15 protein-coding genes are annotated in these 15,425 nt (G+C 68.8%); 11 read left to right on the forward strand and 4 right to left on the reverse strand.

Annotated elements, in window-relative coordinates; all coding sequences use genetic code 11:
- Positions 1-103 precede the first annotated feature (103 nt).
- The 3 genes from I4Q55_RS34175 to I4Q55_RS34185 are packed head-to-tail and all read left to right on the forward strand — an operon-like array spanning position 104 to position 3,161.
- Complete coding sequence (locus I4Q55_RS34175; RefSeq protein WP_206793926.1) at positions 104-1,444, forward strand: aspartate aminotransferase family protein; 1,341 nt, start codon at positions 104-106, stop codon at positions 1,442-1,444.
- Positions 1,441-2,496, forward strand: coding sequence for a phosphotransferase (locus I4Q55_RS34180; RefSeq protein WP_206793928.1), 1,056 nt, complete (start codon positions 1,441-1,443; stop codon positions 2,494-2,496). Before I4Q55_RS34175 ends, I4Q55_RS34180 begins: the two co-directional genes overlap by 4 nt.
- Positions 2,493-3,161, forward strand: a complete 669-nt coding sequence (locus tag I4Q55_RS34185; RefSeq protein WP_206793929.1) for a haloacid dehalogenase type II — start codon at positions 2,493-2,495, stop codon at positions 3,159-3,161. The genes I4Q55_RS34180 and I4Q55_RS34185 overlap by 4 nt, the downstream gene beginning before the upstream one ends.
- Before the next feature lie 3 nt (positions 3,162-3,164).
- On the opposite strand, the gene I4Q55_RS34190 is transcribed toward I4Q55_RS34185, so the two are convergent.
- A complete protein-coding gene (locus tag I4Q55_RS34190) occupies positions 3,165-3,836 on the reverse strand; it encodes a GntR family transcriptional regulator (RefSeq protein WP_206793931.1) in 672 nt (223 codons plus the stop codon).
- 155 nt (positions 3,837-3,991) lie between these two features.
- Here I4Q55_RS34190 and I4Q55_RS34195 point away from each other — a divergent pair, with 155 nt between their 5' ends.
- From I4Q55_RS34195 to I4Q55_RS50715, 8 genes are all read left to right on the forward strand, one after another.
- On the forward strand, positions 3,992-4,666 hold the full coding sequence (locus I4Q55_RS34195; RefSeq protein ID WP_206793933.1) for a haloacid dehalogenase type II: 675 nt from the start codon (positions 3,992-3,994) through the stop codon (positions 4,664-4,666).
- Between the two features lie 5 nt (positions 4,667-4,671).
- Complete coding sequence (locus I4Q55_RS34200) at positions 4,672-5,949, forward strand: FAD-binding oxidoreductase (RefSeq protein WP_206793935.1); 1,278 nt, start codon at positions 4,672-4,674, stop codon at positions 5,947-5,949.
- The gene (locus I4Q55_RS34205; protein ID WP_206793937.1) at positions 5,946-7,436 is read left to right on the forward strand and encodes an aldehyde dehydrogenase family protein; all 1,491 of its coding nucleotides are present in this window, start codon (positions 5,946-5,948) and stop codon (positions 7,434-7,436) included. The genes I4Q55_RS34200 and I4Q55_RS34205 overlap by 4 nt, the downstream gene beginning before the upstream one ends.
- Positions 7,437-7,495: 59 nt before the next feature.
- Positions 7,496-8,425 carry an ABC transporter substrate-binding protein gene (locus tag I4Q55_RS34210; protein ID WP_242547294.1) on the forward strand — a complete coding sequence of 310 codons (930 nt, stop codon included), beginning with the start codon at positions 7,496-7,498 and terminating at the stop codon, positions 8,423-8,425.
- An 8-nt stretch (positions 8,426-8,433) separates the two neighbouring features.
- A complete protein-coding gene (locus tag I4Q55_RS34215) occupies positions 8,434-9,285 on the forward strand; it encodes an amino acid ABC transporter permease (RefSeq protein WP_206793940.1) in 852 nt (283 codons plus the stop codon).
- Complete coding sequence (locus I4Q55_RS34220) at positions 9,282-10,049, forward strand: amino acid ABC transporter ATP-binding protein (RefSeq protein ID WP_206793942.1); 768 nt, start codon at positions 9,282-9,284, stop codon at positions 10,047-10,049. The genes I4Q55_RS34215 and I4Q55_RS34220 overlap by 4 nt, the downstream gene beginning before the upstream one ends.
- Positions 10,049-11,200 carry an FAD-dependent oxidoreductase gene (locus tag I4Q55_RS34225; protein ID WP_206793944.1) on the forward strand — a complete coding sequence of 384 codons (1,152 nt, stop codon included), beginning with the start codon at positions 10,049-10,051 and terminating at the stop codon, positions 11,198-11,200. The genes I4Q55_RS34220 and I4Q55_RS34225 overlap by 1 nt, the downstream gene beginning before the upstream one ends.
- A gap of 382 nt (positions 11,201-11,582) precedes the next feature.
- Complete coding sequence (locus I4Q55_RS50715; RefSeq protein WP_307793393.1) at positions 11,583-12,392, forward strand: phosphotransferase; 810 nt, start codon at positions 11,583-11,585, stop codon at positions 12,390-12,392.
- Here the strand turns inward: I4Q55_RS50715 and I4Q55_RS34235 are convergent.
- The 3 genes from I4Q55_RS34235 to I4Q55_RS51065 all read right to left on the reverse strand — a co-directional run bounded on the left by I4Q55_RS34235 (position 12,389) and on the right by I4Q55_RS51065 (position 14,928).
- A complete protein-coding gene (locus I4Q55_RS34235) occupies positions 12,389-13,630 on the reverse strand; it encodes a JmjC domain-containing protein (protein WP_206793948.1) in 1,242 nt (413 codons plus the stop codon). The genes I4Q55_RS50715 and I4Q55_RS34235 overlap by 4 nt on opposite strands.
- A gap of 78 nt (positions 13,631-13,708) precedes the next feature.
- Positions 13,709-13,858, reverse strand: a complete 150-nt coding sequence (locus I4Q55_RS34240; RefSeq protein WP_206793950.1) for a hypothetical protein — start codon at positions 13,856-13,858, stop codon at positions 13,709-13,711.
- Between the two features lie 452 nt (positions 13,859-14,310).
- Positions 14,311-14,928, reverse strand: a complete 618-nt coding sequence (locus I4Q55_RS51065) for a bifunctional DNA primase/polymerase (RefSeq protein ID WP_206793952.1) — start codon at positions 14,926-14,928, stop codon at positions 14,311-14,313.
- Positions 14,929-15,425: the final 497 nt, after the last annotated feature.

A 15,425-nucleotide genomic window follows, 5' to 3' on the forward strand; every position in this document is an offset into this window, starting at 1 on the left:
GACCGGCGGCTGTAAAAGTTTCAGGTTGGAACTGGAACGAATCGTGTTATGGTCGGTCCCGGCAGCGACCCACCAGCCGCACGAGATGTGAAGGTGACCGCCGATGACTTCGACGTTGAGCCGGGCAATCGCCGGCTACCCCAACCGGTTCGACCCCGCGGTGCTGGGCGACCTCCCGGCGGCCCTCCGGGAGACCATCCGCCGCCGCGGCGAGGTGCTCGGCCCCGGCTACACGCTCATCTACCGCGAGCCGGTCGAGTTCGTCGCCGGGCACGGCGCCCACCTGATCGACCGCGACGGCAACGACTACCTGGACGCCTACAACAACGTTCCCTGCGTCGGCCACGCTCACCCGCACGTGGCCGAAGCGGTCGCGCGCCAGGTGGCGACGGTGAACACCAACACGCGGTACGTCGAGGAAGCCCTGGTCGCCTACGCCGAGCGGCTGCTCGCGACCTTCCCCGAAGGGCTGAGCAGGCTGAGCCTCGCCTGCAGTGGCTCGGAGGCGAACGACCTCGCGGTGCGGGTGGCGAAGTTCCACACCGGCGGCACCGGGATCATCGTGACCCGCTGGGCCTACCACGGCATCACCAGCGAGGTCGCGAGCTTCTCACCCACGCTGGGGGCGGGCTCCCCGCTGGGCCCGGACGTCCGCGTCATCGACCCGCCCGACCCGCGGCTCGCCGCGCCCGGCGTGTCACTCGCCGAGCACATGCGTGCCCAGGTCCGCGGCGCGATCGACGACCTCGAGCGCCACGGGTTCCGGGTCGCGGCGCTGATCACCGACGGCGCGTACTCCAGCGACGGGATCTTCACCGACCCGGTCGGCTACCTCCCGGGCGTCGTGGCCGAGGTCCGCGCGGCCGGCGGTGTCTACATCGCGGACGAGGTGCAGGCGGGGTTCGCCCGGCTCGGCGAGACGATGTGGGGCTTCGACCGCCACGGCGTGCTCCCGGACATCGTCACCCTGGGCAAGCCGATGGGCAACGGGATGCCGATCTCCGGGGTCGTGTTCCGCCCCGAGGTCTCCGACGAGTTCGGGCGGACCGTCCGCTACTTCAACACGTTCGGGGGCAGCTCGATCCCGGTGGCCGCCGGTGCCGCCGTGCTGGACGTCTTCGAGGAGGAGAACGTCCGGCAGCGCGTGCTCGAGAACGGCACCGCGCTCCGGAAGGGGCTCGAAGAGATCACCAAGGGCTCCGCGCACGTCGCCGAAGTCCGCGGCAGCGGCCTGTACGTCGGGGTGGAGATCGCCGAGGACCGGGAGCCCGATCGCGCGCGGGCCGAGGACGTCATCAACGACCTGCGCGAGCGCCGGGTCCTCATCAGCGGCACGGGCCAGGCCGCGAACATCCTGAAGATCCGTCCGCCGCTGGCGTTCACCGCCGCGGACGTGACCCGGTTCCTGGAGACCTTCGCCGAGGTCGCGAAGGTCCGGCTGTGAGCTCCGCCGAGCGGCTCCTGGCGGAGAGCGGCCTGGCGTCGCCGCACGAGCCCGTGGACGTCGCGCTCGTGAGCGCCCTCGTCGCGCGGCACTACTCCCTCCACGGAGAACTCGAGCGGGTGGCGACGGAGAAGGACGACACCTTCCGGCTCCGGACCGGAGCGGGGAACTACCTCGTGAAGGTCTCCCCGCCGGACGAGCCGGAGACCACAGTGGCGCTCCAGACCGCCGTGCTGCGGTTTCTCGAGGACACCGCCGCGGAGCTGCCGATCCAGCGGGTGAAGCTGACGGTGGACGGGGCCGACCACGTCCTCCTCGCGGCGCGCGACAGCGGCACCCGCGTTCTCCGGGTGCTCGGCTACGTCGACGGCGAGGTCCTGGCGCAGACGACGGCGGAGCCGGCTCAGCTCGCCCGCGCGGGGGAGGTGCTGGCCCGCGTCGACGTCGCGCTCGCGGCGTTCACCCACCCCGCGGACCGGCGCGGGCTGGTGTGGGACATCCGGCACTTCCACCGGCTGACCGGACTCGCCGAGCAGGTGCCGGACCCCGGGCACCACCGGCTGGCGCGAGCTGTCTTCGCGCTCTTCGAGGCGGCTGTCGTCCCCGCCCTCGACCACCTGGAGACGCAGGTGATCCACGGTGACTTCAGCCCGCACAACATCGTCGTGGACCGGCGGCGCGACGAGTTCGTGACGGGTGTCATCGACTTCGGTGACACCGTGCGCAGCGCGGTGATCTTCGATCCCGCCGTGACGCTGGCGAACCTGCTCGGCCGGACGCCGGGCAGCCCCTGGCGGGAGGCCTGCGCCTTCGCCGCCGGCTACACCGGGGTGCGGCCGATCAAGGAGGCGGAACTCCCGCTGCTCCCGGTCGCCGCGCTGGCCCGGCTCACGCTGCGCGCGCTGCTGGCCGGCTGGCGCGCGCGGCGCGTCCCGGACCGGCGTGACTACCTCTTCGAACACGCGAAGGACGACTGGCTCAACGTGGAGCGCGCGCTGGCCGTGCCGCTCGACGACGTCGTCACCCACCTCACGAAAGGAAAACAGCCATGATCGAGTTCGAACCCAAGTACATCACGTTCGACATGCACGGGACGCTGATCCGGTGGCACATCACGGATCTGACCCGCGAGCGGCTGGCCGACATCGTCCCGGCCGACCTGATGGACGAAGTCCTCCAGAGCTTCAAATGGCAGCGGCTGGACGAGGTGCTGAACCCCTGGAAGCCGTTCCCGGACATCATCCACGACTCGCTGCGCAAGGCCCTCGAACGCTTCGACCTGCCGTACCGGAAGGCCGACAGCCAGGCCATCGTGGACGCGATCCCGACCTGGGGGCCCTACCCCGAGGTGCCCGAAGCGCTGCGGACGCTGGCGTCCCGCTACCCCCTGGTCATCCTCAGCAACGCCGCCGACGACCAGGTCATGAGCAACGTGGAGAAGCTCGGCGCCCCGTTCCACGCGGTCTACACCGCCGAGCAGGCCCAGGCCTACAAACCGCGGTACCAGGCCTTCGAGTACATGCTGAAGCAGCTCGGCTGCGGGCCGAAGGACATCCTGCACGTCTCCGCCAGCCCGCGCTACGACCTCATGGCCGCGAACGACCTGGGCATCACGCACAAGGTCCACGTCAACCGCGGGTTCGAGCCGAGCACACCCGGCTACGGCTACCACGAAGTCAACCTGCTCTCCCAGGTGCCGCCGTTGCTCGGCCTCTGAGGATCACGAACGCTGGCTGGTGTTCTCCATACGTGTCTGGAGGTAGTGGAGGTCGAGGGCCCGGGTGAACGCGGTCGCGTCCCGGGCCGCCAGCGCGTGGACGATGGCCTGGTGCTCCTGCAGGAGCGAGTCTTCGGAGGGGTACCAGCGTTCCAGCCGGTTGATCGACAGGGACGACTCGGCGATCAGCGTCGAGTACGCCCGCTGGATCCGCGAGTTGCCGGACGCCGCCACCAGCGTGCTGTGGAAGCGCAGGTCGAGTTCGACGACCTCGCGCCAGCGGCCCGAGCGTTCCGCCGGGCCGATCTCGTCGACGATCGCCTGCAGTTCGCGCACCGTCCGGTCGAGGACGTCGTCGTCCGCGGCCAGCACCTTCTCGCCGCAGCGGGCCTCCAGGGTCTGGCGGGCCTCGTAGATTTCGGCGATGTCCTCGGACGTGATGTCGGTGACGAAGACGCCCCGGTTGGGGATGCGGACCAGCAGGCCTTCCTGCACCAGCCGCTGCAGTGCCTCGCGCACCGGGCCGCGTGACACACCCAGCTGCTTGGCGATCTCGGACTCCGACAGCGCCTGGGCCGGCTGCAGGGTGCCGCCGAGGATGTTGTTCCTGATCTGGGCGGCGATGGTGCCGGACACCGACGGGTAATCGATGGCCTGCAGGTTCAGGTTCTTCATCCGGGTACCCCCTGCGATCGTTCGTTCACTGAAGACTGTTGACGATACACGAGCTTAACGAAGCACGTTCACAGTGAACTGTTGACAGTTTGCAGTGACCCAGCTTACTGTCGCTTCCTGCCGGACACCTTCGCTTCACCTGGAAAGGGCTCACCGTGATCGACTCAGCCTTCCGGCCGAAGTACGTCTCCTTCGACTGCTACGGCACGCTCATCAACTTCCAGATCACCCCGGTCACCCGCGAGCTCGTCGGCGACCGGCTCACCCCCGAGCAGTTCGACCGGTTCGTGATCGACTTCCGCGGCTACCGGTACGACCAGGTCTGCGGGGAGTTCTACGACTACCAGCAGGTCCTCCACGACGCCTACGCCCGGACCTGCAAGAAGTGGGGCCTCGAGGTCGCCGGGGACGCCGGTGAGCGCTTCTCCGACGCCGTCCTGTCCTGGGGCGCGCACGCCGACATCCCCAGCCCGCTGAAGAAGCTGGGGGAGCACTACCCGCTGGTGATCCTCTCCAACGCCAACACCCGCTACCTCGACGTGAGCGTCCCCCGGCTCGGCGCCGACTTCCACGCCGTCTACACCGCCGAGCAGGCCGGCTTCTACAAGCCCCGCTACGCCGCCTTCGAGTACATGCTCGACCAGCTGAACACGCCGCCGGAGCAGTTCCTGCACGTCTCGTCGCACACCCGGTACGACCTGATGCCCTGCCACGACCTGGGCTTCACCAACACCGTGCTGCTCGACCGCGGCTACGACCCGCCGGCCCCGGTGTACGGCTACACGAAGGTCGACTCGCTCGACGAGCTGAACGGCCTGCTGGGGCTCTGACCACGATGAAACTGACCTCGTACTGGCAGGACACCGCCACCCCCGGCGCGGACCACCGGCGGACGCCGGTCCCCGAACGCGTCGACGTCGCCGTCGTCGGTGGCGGGCTGACCGGGACCTCGGCGGCCGTCGAACTGCGCAAGCTCGGCGCGTCCGTGGCCGTGCTCGAGCAGAACACCATCGGCTGGGGCGCCTCCGGCCGCAACGGCGGCATGGCCACCACCGGCCTCGCGATCGGCTTCGGCACCGCCGTCAAACGCTACGGCGCCGACCGCGCGGTCTCGATGTTCCGGACCTACAACGACGCGATCGACAGCATCGAAAAGCTGGTCGCCGACCACCAGATCGACTGCGACTTCGCGCGCTCCGGCAAGCTCACCCTCGCCTACCGCCCCGCGCACTTCGAGGCGATGGTCAAGACCCGGAAGGCCCTGAAGGAGCTCGCCGGACACGAAGTCATCACCGTCCCGAAGGCGGACATCCACACCGAGATCGGCTCCGACTTCTACCACGGGGCCACCGTCGACCCGCTCGCCGCGGGCCTGCACGTCGGCAAGTTCGTGCACGGCCTCGCGAAGACCGCCGACGCCCTCGGCGCGACGATCTGCGAGAACGCCGAAGTGACCACGCTGGACCCCGGCCCCGGCGGCGGGCACGTCCTGCAGACGACCCGCGGCCGCGTGCACGCGGCCGAGGTGCTGATCGCCACCAGCGGCTACACCGGCAAGGTGACGCCGTGGCTGCGGCGGCGGCTGATCCCCGTCGGCAGCTTCATCATCGTCACCGAGCCTCTCGCCCAGGACGTCGTGGACCGGATCCTGCCGAACCGGCGGCAGGCCTCGGACAGCAAGAACCTCATCTACTACTTCCGGATCACCCCCGACAACCGCCTGCTCTTCGGCGGCCGCGCCCGGTTCGCGATGTCCAGCCCGGACTCCGACGTCCGCAGCGGGCAGATCCTCGTCAAGGCGATGACCGAGCTGTTCCCGTACCTCGCGGGCACCCGGATCGACTACACGTGGGGCGGGCTGGTCGACCTGTCGATGGACCAGCTCGTGCACGCGGGCCGGCGCGACGGCGTCCACTACTCCCTCGGCTACAGCGGCCACGGCGTGCAGATGGCCACCTACATGGGCCAGATGATGGCCCGGTTCATCTCCGGCGACGCGGCCGCCAACATCTGGGGCGACGTCAAGTTCCCGCCGGTCCCGGGGCACTTCGGCCGTCCGTGGTTCCTGCCGCTGATCGGCGGCGGGGCACGCGTGCTGGACGCGATCTCATGACCGCGGCGGCCACCGGGACCGCGCCGCGGACCGCGTCGTTCGGCCTGCCCGGCGGTGCGCTGGTCGCCGGTGCGTGGCAGACCGCCGGGCTCACCGTGGCGGTGTCCGACCCGCACGACGGCACGCCCGTCGGCTGGGTCGCGCGCAACGACGCCGCCGACGTCGACGCGGCCGTCCGCGCGGCAGCCCGCGCGGCCGCCGAGCCGTGGCCGCTGTGGCAGCGGCGGGAAGCCCTGGACGAGGCCGCGCGCATCGTGCGTGACGAACTGCCCTGGCTGGCCGGGATCATCAGCACCGAGGGCAGCAAGACGATCACCGAGGCCGAGCAGGAGGTGCGGCGCTGCGCGGAGACCCTGCGCCTGTCCGCGGCGGCCGGCCCGGTCCTGCGCGGCGAGGTGCTCGAGTTCGACGACAGCGACCGGGGCGCCGGCAAGCGCGGCTGGTTCGTCCGCGCGCCGCTCGGCGTCGTCGCGGCCATCACGCCGTTCAACGACCCGCTCAACCTGGTCGCCCACAAGGTCGGCCCGGCGCTGATCGCGGGCAACGGCGTCGTGGTGAAGCCCGCGGAGGCCACGCCGCACTCGGCACTGGCCCTGGCGGAGATCCTGCTGCGGGCCGGGGTGCCACCGGCCCGGCTCGCGGTCGTCTGCGGCGACGGGGCGACCGGTCACGCGCTGGTGACGCACGCCGGCGTCGACGTGGTCTCGTTCACCGGCGGGCCGGTCACGGCCGCGCGGATCGCCGCGGCGGCCGGGCCGAAGAAGCTGCTGATGGAGCTCGGCGGCAACAACCCGGTGATCGTGTGCGGTGACGCCGACCTCGACGCCGCCGCCGACGCGATCGTGCGGGGCGCGTTCGGGTGCGCGGGGCAGAACTGCCTGTCGGTCCAGCGCGTCTACGCCGACGCATCGATCCACGACGCACTGCTGACCCGCATCACGGCCGGCACCCGCGCGCTGAAGGTCGGCCCGAAGACCGACCGGACGACCGGCGTCGGCCCGATGATCGGCGAGGCCGAAGCCGCCCGGGTCGAAGCCTGGGTCGACGCGGCACTCGCCGGCGGTGCCCGCGCGCACACCGGCGCCCGGCGCGACGGCGCCTACTACCACCCGACCGTCCTCACCGGCGTGCCGGCGGACGCCGACGTGCTGGTGCGCGAGGTGTTCGGCCCGGTGGTCACGGTGGTGCCGGTCGAGTCCGCCGCGGCCGCGGTCGCGGCGGCGAACAGCGCCCAGGCCCTGCACGCCGGTGTCTTCACCGGTGGGCTCGACGAGGCACTGTCCATAGCGGACCGGCTGCACGCCGGTGCCGTGGTCGTCAACGGCACGAGCGACTTGCGGATCGATTCGATGCCGTTCGGGGGGTTCAAGAGTTCGGGGATCGGGCGCGAAGGCGTCCGGTTCGCGGTGGCTGCGATGAGCGAGCCGAGGTGCACGATCATCGCGGGGGGCCCGCAGCATCAGTCCACAGTGAATCGAACCCAGTAGACATCGGCAACCGGGCGTGTTTCGCTCGTCCCCGGGCCGCTCCGGCGAAGGAGAATCAGATGCGGGTCAAGGCAGCGATGAGCGCGGTGGTCTTCACCGCGGCGATGAGCCTGACAGCGTGCACCACCCAGGGTGCCGCGCCGGTGGGTGGCGGCGGGGCCGCCCCCACCGAGCACACCGACGACATTTCGGTCGGCGTGCAGCCCGACCCGGCGGCGGTCGCCCTGCTGCCCGCCGACGTGAAGGCCAAGGGCACCCTGGTCGCCGCGGAGGACCTGACCAGCCCGCCGACGACCTTCATGGCTTCGGACAACAACACCCCGATCGGGTTCAACCCGGACATCGCCCGGCTCATCGCGGCCAAGCTGGGCTTGAAGCTGGAGATCAAGAACGTCAAGTTCGACGTCATCATCCCCGGCCTCCAGGGCAACCGCTACGACCTCACGGTGTCGACGATGGGGACCTCGGCCGAGCGGCTGAAGGTGCTCGACATGATCGACTACCTGACGAACGGCTCCGCGGTCGCCACGGCACACGGCAACCCCAAGCACCTGGCCATGGACTCGCTGTGCGGTGCCACTCTCGGCGTGCAGTCCGGCACCACCCAGGAACTCAAGTGGCTGCCGAAGCTGAACCAGGACAACTGTGTGAGCAAAGGGAAAGACCCGATCAAGGCCGTCGCGCTGCCGAGTGTCAACGACGCGCTGACCCAGGTCGCCTCCCGGCGCATCGACGGCGTGTTCTACGACGCGACCTCGCTCAACTGGGCGAAGGCCAAGCAGCCGAACGCCTTCGACGTCCTGCAGCCGGTGCTGAACCCGTTGCCGGTGGCCATCGCCTTGAACCTCAACTCGCCGTTGACCCCGGCCGTGCAGGCCGCGCTGCAGTCGGTCATCGACAGCCCGAAGTACCAGGAAGCGTTGTCCCGCTGGGGTTTTGACGGCCTGGGTGTCACCAAGGCCGCCCGCTCCAAGCCGCAACCGAAGTGAGGGAACCGGTGACCGCAGTGCTGCCCGAGGAGAAGAAGCGGATCAGGCCCCCGCGCACGCGGGACTACGTCGCCTGGGTGGTGGCGGTCGCGGTCGTCGCCGGGCTGCTCTACGCGCTGGTCAGCAACGAGAACTTCCAGTGGGACGTGGTGCTGCGGTACTTCACCGCAGCCTCCATCCTCGACGGCATCGGCATCACCCTCATGCTGACCGCGGTGAGCATGGCGCTGGGCACGCTGCTCGGGCTCGTCCTCGCGATCATGCGGATGTCGTCGCAGGCCCCGATCTCCGGGCTGGCGCGGCTGTACATCATGTTCTTCCGGGGCACCCCGGTCCTGGTCCAGCTGGTGTTCTGGTTCAACGTGGCCGCGCTGTACCCGAACCTGGCCATCGCCGGCCACCCCGTGGACATGAACGCGCTGATCACCCCGCTCACCGCGGCGATCGTCGGGCTGACGCTCAACCAGGCCGCCTACATGGCCGAGATCATCCGCGGCGGCTTCGCGGCGGTGCCCCGCGGGCAGTTCGAGGCGGCCGAGTCGCTCGGCATGAGCGAGTTCACCAAGCTGCGGCGGGTGATCATCCCGCAGACCATGCCCGCGATCATCCCGGCGACGGGCAACCAGGTGATCGGAATGCTCAAGGAGACGTCGCTGGTCAGCGTGCTCGGCGTCGCCGACCTGCTGCAGAGCGCGCAGTCGATCTACGCGCGGACCTACGAGACCATCCCGCTGCTCATCGTGGCCAGCCTGTGGTACCTGATCATGACGCTCACGCTCAGCGTTCCCCAGTCGATGATCGAACGCCGGTTCTCGCGCTCCTCGCGGCCGGCGATCAAGGTGAAGGAGTCGCTGCTGTGAGCGCCGACGGCACGATCGTGGCACGCAAGCTGTGCAAGAGCTTCGGGCAGCACCGGGTGCTGAACGAGATCGACCTGACCGTCGCGGCCGGCGAGATCTCGTGCATCATCGGCCCCAGCGGCTCGGGGAAGTCCACCCTGCTGCGGTGCATCAACGGGCTGGAGAAGATCGACCGCGGCGTGCTGCGGGTCAACGGCGAGGACTTCGGCTACGTCGAGCACGCGAACGCCTACCACGCGGTGCCCCCGCAGCGGCTGGCCGAGCAGCGGACGCGGATCGGGATGGTGTTCCAGCAGTTCAACCTCTTCCCGAACATGACGGCCGAGGCCAACGTGATGTCGGGGCCGGTGCTGGTGAAGAAGACCGCCAAGAAGGCGGCCCGGGAGCAGGCCGCCGAGCTGCTGGCCCGGGTCGGGCTCGCGAACTGCGGCCACAAGTACCCGGCCCAGCTGTCCGGCGGCCAGCAGCAACGGGTCGCGATCGCCCGCGCGCTGGCGATGGAGCCGACGATCATGCTGTTCGACGAGCCGACGAGCGCGCTCGACCCGGAGCGGGTCGGCGAGGTGCTCGCCGTCATGCGCGACCTCGCCGACCTCGGGATGACGATGCTCGTCGTCACCCACGAGATGGGGTTCGCGCGCGAAGTGGCCAAGGACATCCTGTTCATGGACGAGGGGATCGCCGTCGAGCGCGGCGACGCCCGTGAAGTGCTCGCCAACCCGGCCGAGCGGCGGACCCGGGAATTCCTCGAAAGGGTGTTGTGATGGACGGCAAGCTGGCGGTCGTCGGCCTGGGCAGCGTGGGCAGCATGGCCCTGTGGCTGGCGGCGCGGCGGTCCGGGACCGGGTCCGGTGCGGTCGTCGGCTTCGAGGCCTGGACGCCGGGCCACACGCGCAGCGCGGTCGGCGGCGACACCCGGCTGTTCCGGATGACGTACCGCCGCGGCCCCCGGTTCGCCCCGCTGCTGGAGCGGGCGAACGTGCTGTGGCCGGAGCTCGAAGCCGAGACCGGTCAGGAGATCCTCACCCGCTGCGGCGGCCTCGCGATCGGTGCGCGCGACGGCGGCTACCTGGGGGAGCTGCTGGCGACCACGAAGGCCAACGGAACCCCGTTCGAATTCCTGGAGCACGACGAGCTCGCCGCCCGCTACCCGCAGCACGGGCTGCGGCCGGACGACTGCGCGGTGTTCGACCCGCGGGCCGGGTTCCTGCGCACCGACCGCGCGGTGCTCGCCGCGACCCAGGCCGCCCGCGACGCCGGCGCCGAGGTGCTGGAAGGCACGGCGATCGACGAGATCCGGGAGGAACCGGACGCGGTGGTGCTCCGGTCCGGGCCGCGCACCTGGCGGTTCGAGCGGGTGATCGTCGCGGCGGGCGGCTGGTCGAAGGACCTGCTGCCGCCACCGATCGCGGCCGCCGTCCACCCCCGCCGGAACTACCTCACGTGGTTCGTGGCCCGCCGGCCGGCGGAGTTCGCGCCGGAGCGGTTCCCGATCTTCAGCCGGATCGAGAGCGACCGTTCCCTGTACGGCGCCCCGAGCACCGACGGGGTGACGGTGAAGGCCACGCTCGACGGCCGGTCCCGGCCCGCCGAGCACGCCGGCCGGGTCGAGCGCGAGCTGACCCCGGCGGAGACGGCCGAGGCGTGCGAGACGGTGGCGGAGTTCCTGCCGGGACTGGTGCCGAGCATCGTGCGCGCGGACGCGTTCCCGGACCTTTTCACGGCGGACCAGGCACCGCTGCTGGGCAGCCTGCCGGGGCGGCCGCGCACGGTCTTCGCCACGGGGTTTTCGGGGGTGGGCTTCAAGATGGCACCGGCGTCCGCCGAGGCGGCGGTCGCGCTGGCGTTCGGCGAGCCTACGGTCGAGATCGGTGACTTCCGGCCCAGGCGGTTCGCCGGCCGCGTGCCGGCCTAGCGGATCCCGCGGCTCCGGAGCCGGCCCCGAGCGCCCCAATGTGGCCTTCGGTGCGGTGGACGCACCGAAGGCCACATTGGGTGCGTTGGGCGCACCGAAGGCCACATTGGGTGCGTTGGATGCACCGAAGGCCGCCTTAGTCAAGTTGGGACTGAGGCACCTAACCACATCGAAGGTGTTTTCGCTGCTCAGCGGCATAGGCCGGTGGGAGTACCCCGGAGGGGTTCCGACTCCTCCGGGGTAGGGAGCCGGAGCGTAGTGGTGAGCTTACCTAACGAAAGTCGACAGCCATGGATAGTGGATAATGGGCGGATAGGTTGCCGACGTCGAAGGGGCTCCCCGCGTGTCCACTGCTCAGCCGGTCAGTGCCACTCCCGTAGCTGTGCTCGACGTGCGCGAGCATGAGCATGAAGACGTGCTCCGCCGCGTTGAGCATGTCTTCGGGCTTCGGCTTGACAGGTCGTCAGTGGTGTTCGGCGAGTCCGGCGCAACGGAGGGCTTCCGGACAAGCAACGAGACGTGGGCCCGGATCGAGCGGCGGAACCGCTGGAAGATCAACAGTGCGGTTTGGGTCGGGCTGGAGGCCGCCGCGACCATCAAGAACGTCCGGAAGCCGGAGTGGTTCCAGGCCACAACCTGGATCGACAGCCCGCGCGAAGTCGCCTGGCGAGCTGACGAGGTCGAGCTGATCTCTGCGCCGATCGTGGGCGATCTTGCCACGATCGCGACGCTGCCCGACGCCTGGTGGACCGCTCTGCGGGAGTCGTTGACCGCTCTCGGCGCTCACCCGACCGAGCGGGTGGGCATGACGCAGGCGCACCTGACGAAACGAATCGGCGAAGTCTTCCCGGGGGTGGACACCACCGTGGACGAGTGGCGGACGGCCCACGCCGACGTGCACCCGGGAAACATCTCGATCGAGGGGCACCTGATCGACTGGGAAGACTGGGGCATGGCCCCGCGTGGGCTCGATGCCGCGACGTTGTGGCAGTCAGCGCTGCCGGACCCTGCGGTGGCGGCACGCGTTCAGCGCGAGTTCGCCGCCGACTTGCAGACGCGGTCTGGCAGGCTGTCTCAGCTGCTGGTCTGCGCGAATGCAATCCGCATCGCCGCCCGTCGCGGGCGGCCGACTCCTCTATCGGAGCCCGCGAAGGCGGCGGCGGAATTGCTGCTCGCGGAACTGCGCTCCTAGAACGTTCCCGGGTACGTGCGCACTGCAGGGGGCCAAGTGGTATCGACGAGCCCGACGTAGCCTGCCGCCAGCTCGTCGGTTAGTTCCGCGCATAGGCCCTCATCCACCAAGGTCTTGGCGAGAGCTGCGGCGTCGATACCTGTAACTCGGGAAACCCGCTCGATGTTCGCCGGGTTTCCCGACAGCAGAAGACGAAGGGCGGGCTCAGCTCGTGCGGCAAACGTGATCGCCTTGCTCACCGCCACGACGTCCAGCGTGTCGCCGTTCTCCTCAAACCGGGGCGGGAAGTCCGCCACGCACACGACGTCGGTCAGCGGGTCGAAAACGCCCGACGTGCTGACGTGCCGACGGGACGGCCGTTCATGCTCACGCGCCGCCAGGTAGGTCTCCTGCGGGTACTCGCCCAGGAGACCCGACGCCGCGGCGACCAGATATTCCGTGTCCGCAGCTCGATCCGCTGCGGTTCCCCAGCGATCCAGATCGACGCGGAACCGCTCCTGCTGGCGCGACCGGTCGGCAACCCAGCTGAACCAGTCGACCCCAGTTCGCTTCACGAATCCGAAGGTGGCGTGAAGGCTGTAGCCGTTCCCGTGCTCGGCGCGCGTGGCCTGGTGCCAGTAGCCGCGTGGAATGTGCATGACGTCGCCAGCCTTCATGGTGCCGGACCACACGACGTCCGCCGGGGGTTCGTTGTTCCGCTCCGCGTCACGGTACATCGGTGCAGTTCTTGAGGTCCCGCGCACCTCCCACGACTTTTCGCCACCGAGCTGAACGATGATGACGTCGTGGTCGTCCCAGTGCATGTTGAACCCGGCGGCGTCGTTCGTGGTCAGGTATGTGTTCACCTGAACCAGTTCCCGTGACCACCACTGCAACGCCTGGCACGTGATCTCCATGGCGGGGTCGAACGTGTCCAGCGTGTCGAGCACGATCGTGCAGCCCGACTCCATGAAATGGCCAAGGCGATCCATGCGCGCCATTGAGAGGCTTTGGCCTCGGCGAGTCACGGCATTGGCCAGGTATGCGTCCGGGTGCATCTCCTCCCCGCCCCGGAAGCATCGGAGCTGCGGCGACGTGAGCGAGCGCCGCATGATCACGTCCAGCAGCCTCGTGGGGGTTAGCAACCTGGCGCAGAGTGCCGGCACTGCCATGGCGCCCTGAGCGAATTGCTGGCCGAGGTGCTGGGGTCCGTTCCATCCGAGCGCCTTCTCGATTGCTTCCACCAGGTAGTGGTCCATATGTGCCTCGCTTCTCTTGCGAGCGATGGCGGACCAGCGCGGATTGCCTGGTCCGCCACCGCAGTTCGATGAGTCAGATCACTCCGGGATGTTCAGCCCGTCGCCGCCCGCGTCCCCGTGCCCGTCGCCGCCACCCGACGTCGACGGGTCGCCATGGGACAGATCGAGCCGGTCACGCACCCCGGACAGATCCCGAACGCCAACCACAAGGGCGTTCTTCTCGTCCATCTGATTTCCTCCTCAATTTTTCTTCTGCACGTCAATGGACATGACGTGACAACTTGGCGGCTACATGCCGAACCAGCCGCTGTTACGGTTCGACTTTCGAACCCCAGGGGGTGGCACTGGCCGCGGAACCCGCTTCGGCAGAGGCGGAAGAACTCGGGGAATGACCTGCGTATCCTGATCAGTTGGCCATGGCGGGAAGCACTTCGGACACCGGAATCCTTCTACGTTTTCAACGTCCAGCGTGCAGACAACGCCGCAACCTGAAACTGCGTAGATTTTTCCACTGGCACTTAGGCGGCCCGCATCGGTGGCGACTTGATGCAGTACATTGTCGTGTAACACCGCGCGCCAAGTGGTCTGGCGCTGTTGCTGCATTTCGCTCGCCGCTTTGCTTGCACTCGACGAATCAAGACTCGATACCGAATAAAGCGGAGCCAGCGCCTGAGCGCTGCTCATTGCGCTGCCAGGCGAGGAATCGTCTTCAGTATTGAGTCCTCAATAATTCGAATGTCGCCCAGCTTTCCCTCTGAGCGAAGGGGTGAGATCCACCAGGTGACCACGCCACCGAGAACTCGACTGGGAGGCAGTACCATGAGTGAGTTCGGGTGCATGAGTTCGATTCCTCTCATGCGGCTCAACTCTCGCGGAATGGTCGCGCCGGGCGCTACGAAGAAATAGCCACCACTAGGCGCCAGGGCGACCGGGCCTAAATGTCTCTCCTCAAGAAGTGCAGATGCCTCGCAAGCGAGCGAAGTGGATACCCGCAATACTTCGAAAGAGTCGCCTACTGGCGCCAAGATCGCGTGCTGATGCGTCTCCCACCAGGTCGCAACGACTCGTCGGTCTGTCGTCGCGCGCTCGGGCGGCACAGTAGGTTCGGCAACACCCAGGGGTTTCACAGAAATGGGATGACAATTCGCGATACCATCGCAAACTGGACCAGGAAGTACGCGCCAACCCAAGGCGGCATACTTGTGAGCTGCAGCCAACAGGGCCCGCCGCGGACGGGAATCACAGTTTGCGGCGGGAAACGGTATAGGCGATGAGCCGTGCGCCGCGGTAGCGGTCATAGGAACAGTTCCTCTCACGTTGAGGGCTGGCCCGCGTAACCCGCATGAGGGGGATGATGCGTGGGTTACGCGGGCCAGCAACGCAGACGGCCAGGGCAGGCGACGGCCCGGCTCATGTCTGCGTATTCAAACGCGCACGCCTGGGTCCATGAGCGTGCGCGCCCAGCCGACTTCGCGCCTTCACCAGTCGGCTGGCTGGATACCCGGTGATCGAATCAGTGTCGGAAACCCGCTCCGACCACCGGGCCGCCTGGGCACAGGGACGATGGGACAAAGGTGCACCCATCGGCAGGCTGACCACCTGGCGACCGCCGACAACGAGGCGGTGGTGACGAGCAACAACACCAGGGCGGCCGCTACAGACAGTGGAACCGCGATCAAGACCGTCACCATGACCCGTCCCTCTTCCTGGGCTTCGACTGTTTGCGCTGGTCACACAGCGTGGGTGGACGACTCCAGGTTCGCGTGGCCTTCGCTGACATCGGAACGTCATGGCC

It is taken from the genome of Amycolatopsis sp. MtRt-6, from assembly GCF_017308975.1.
In the GTDB taxonomy this organism is placed as follows: domain Bacteria; phylum Actinomycetota; class Actinomycetes; order Mycobacteriales; family Pseudonocardiaceae; genus Amycolatopsis.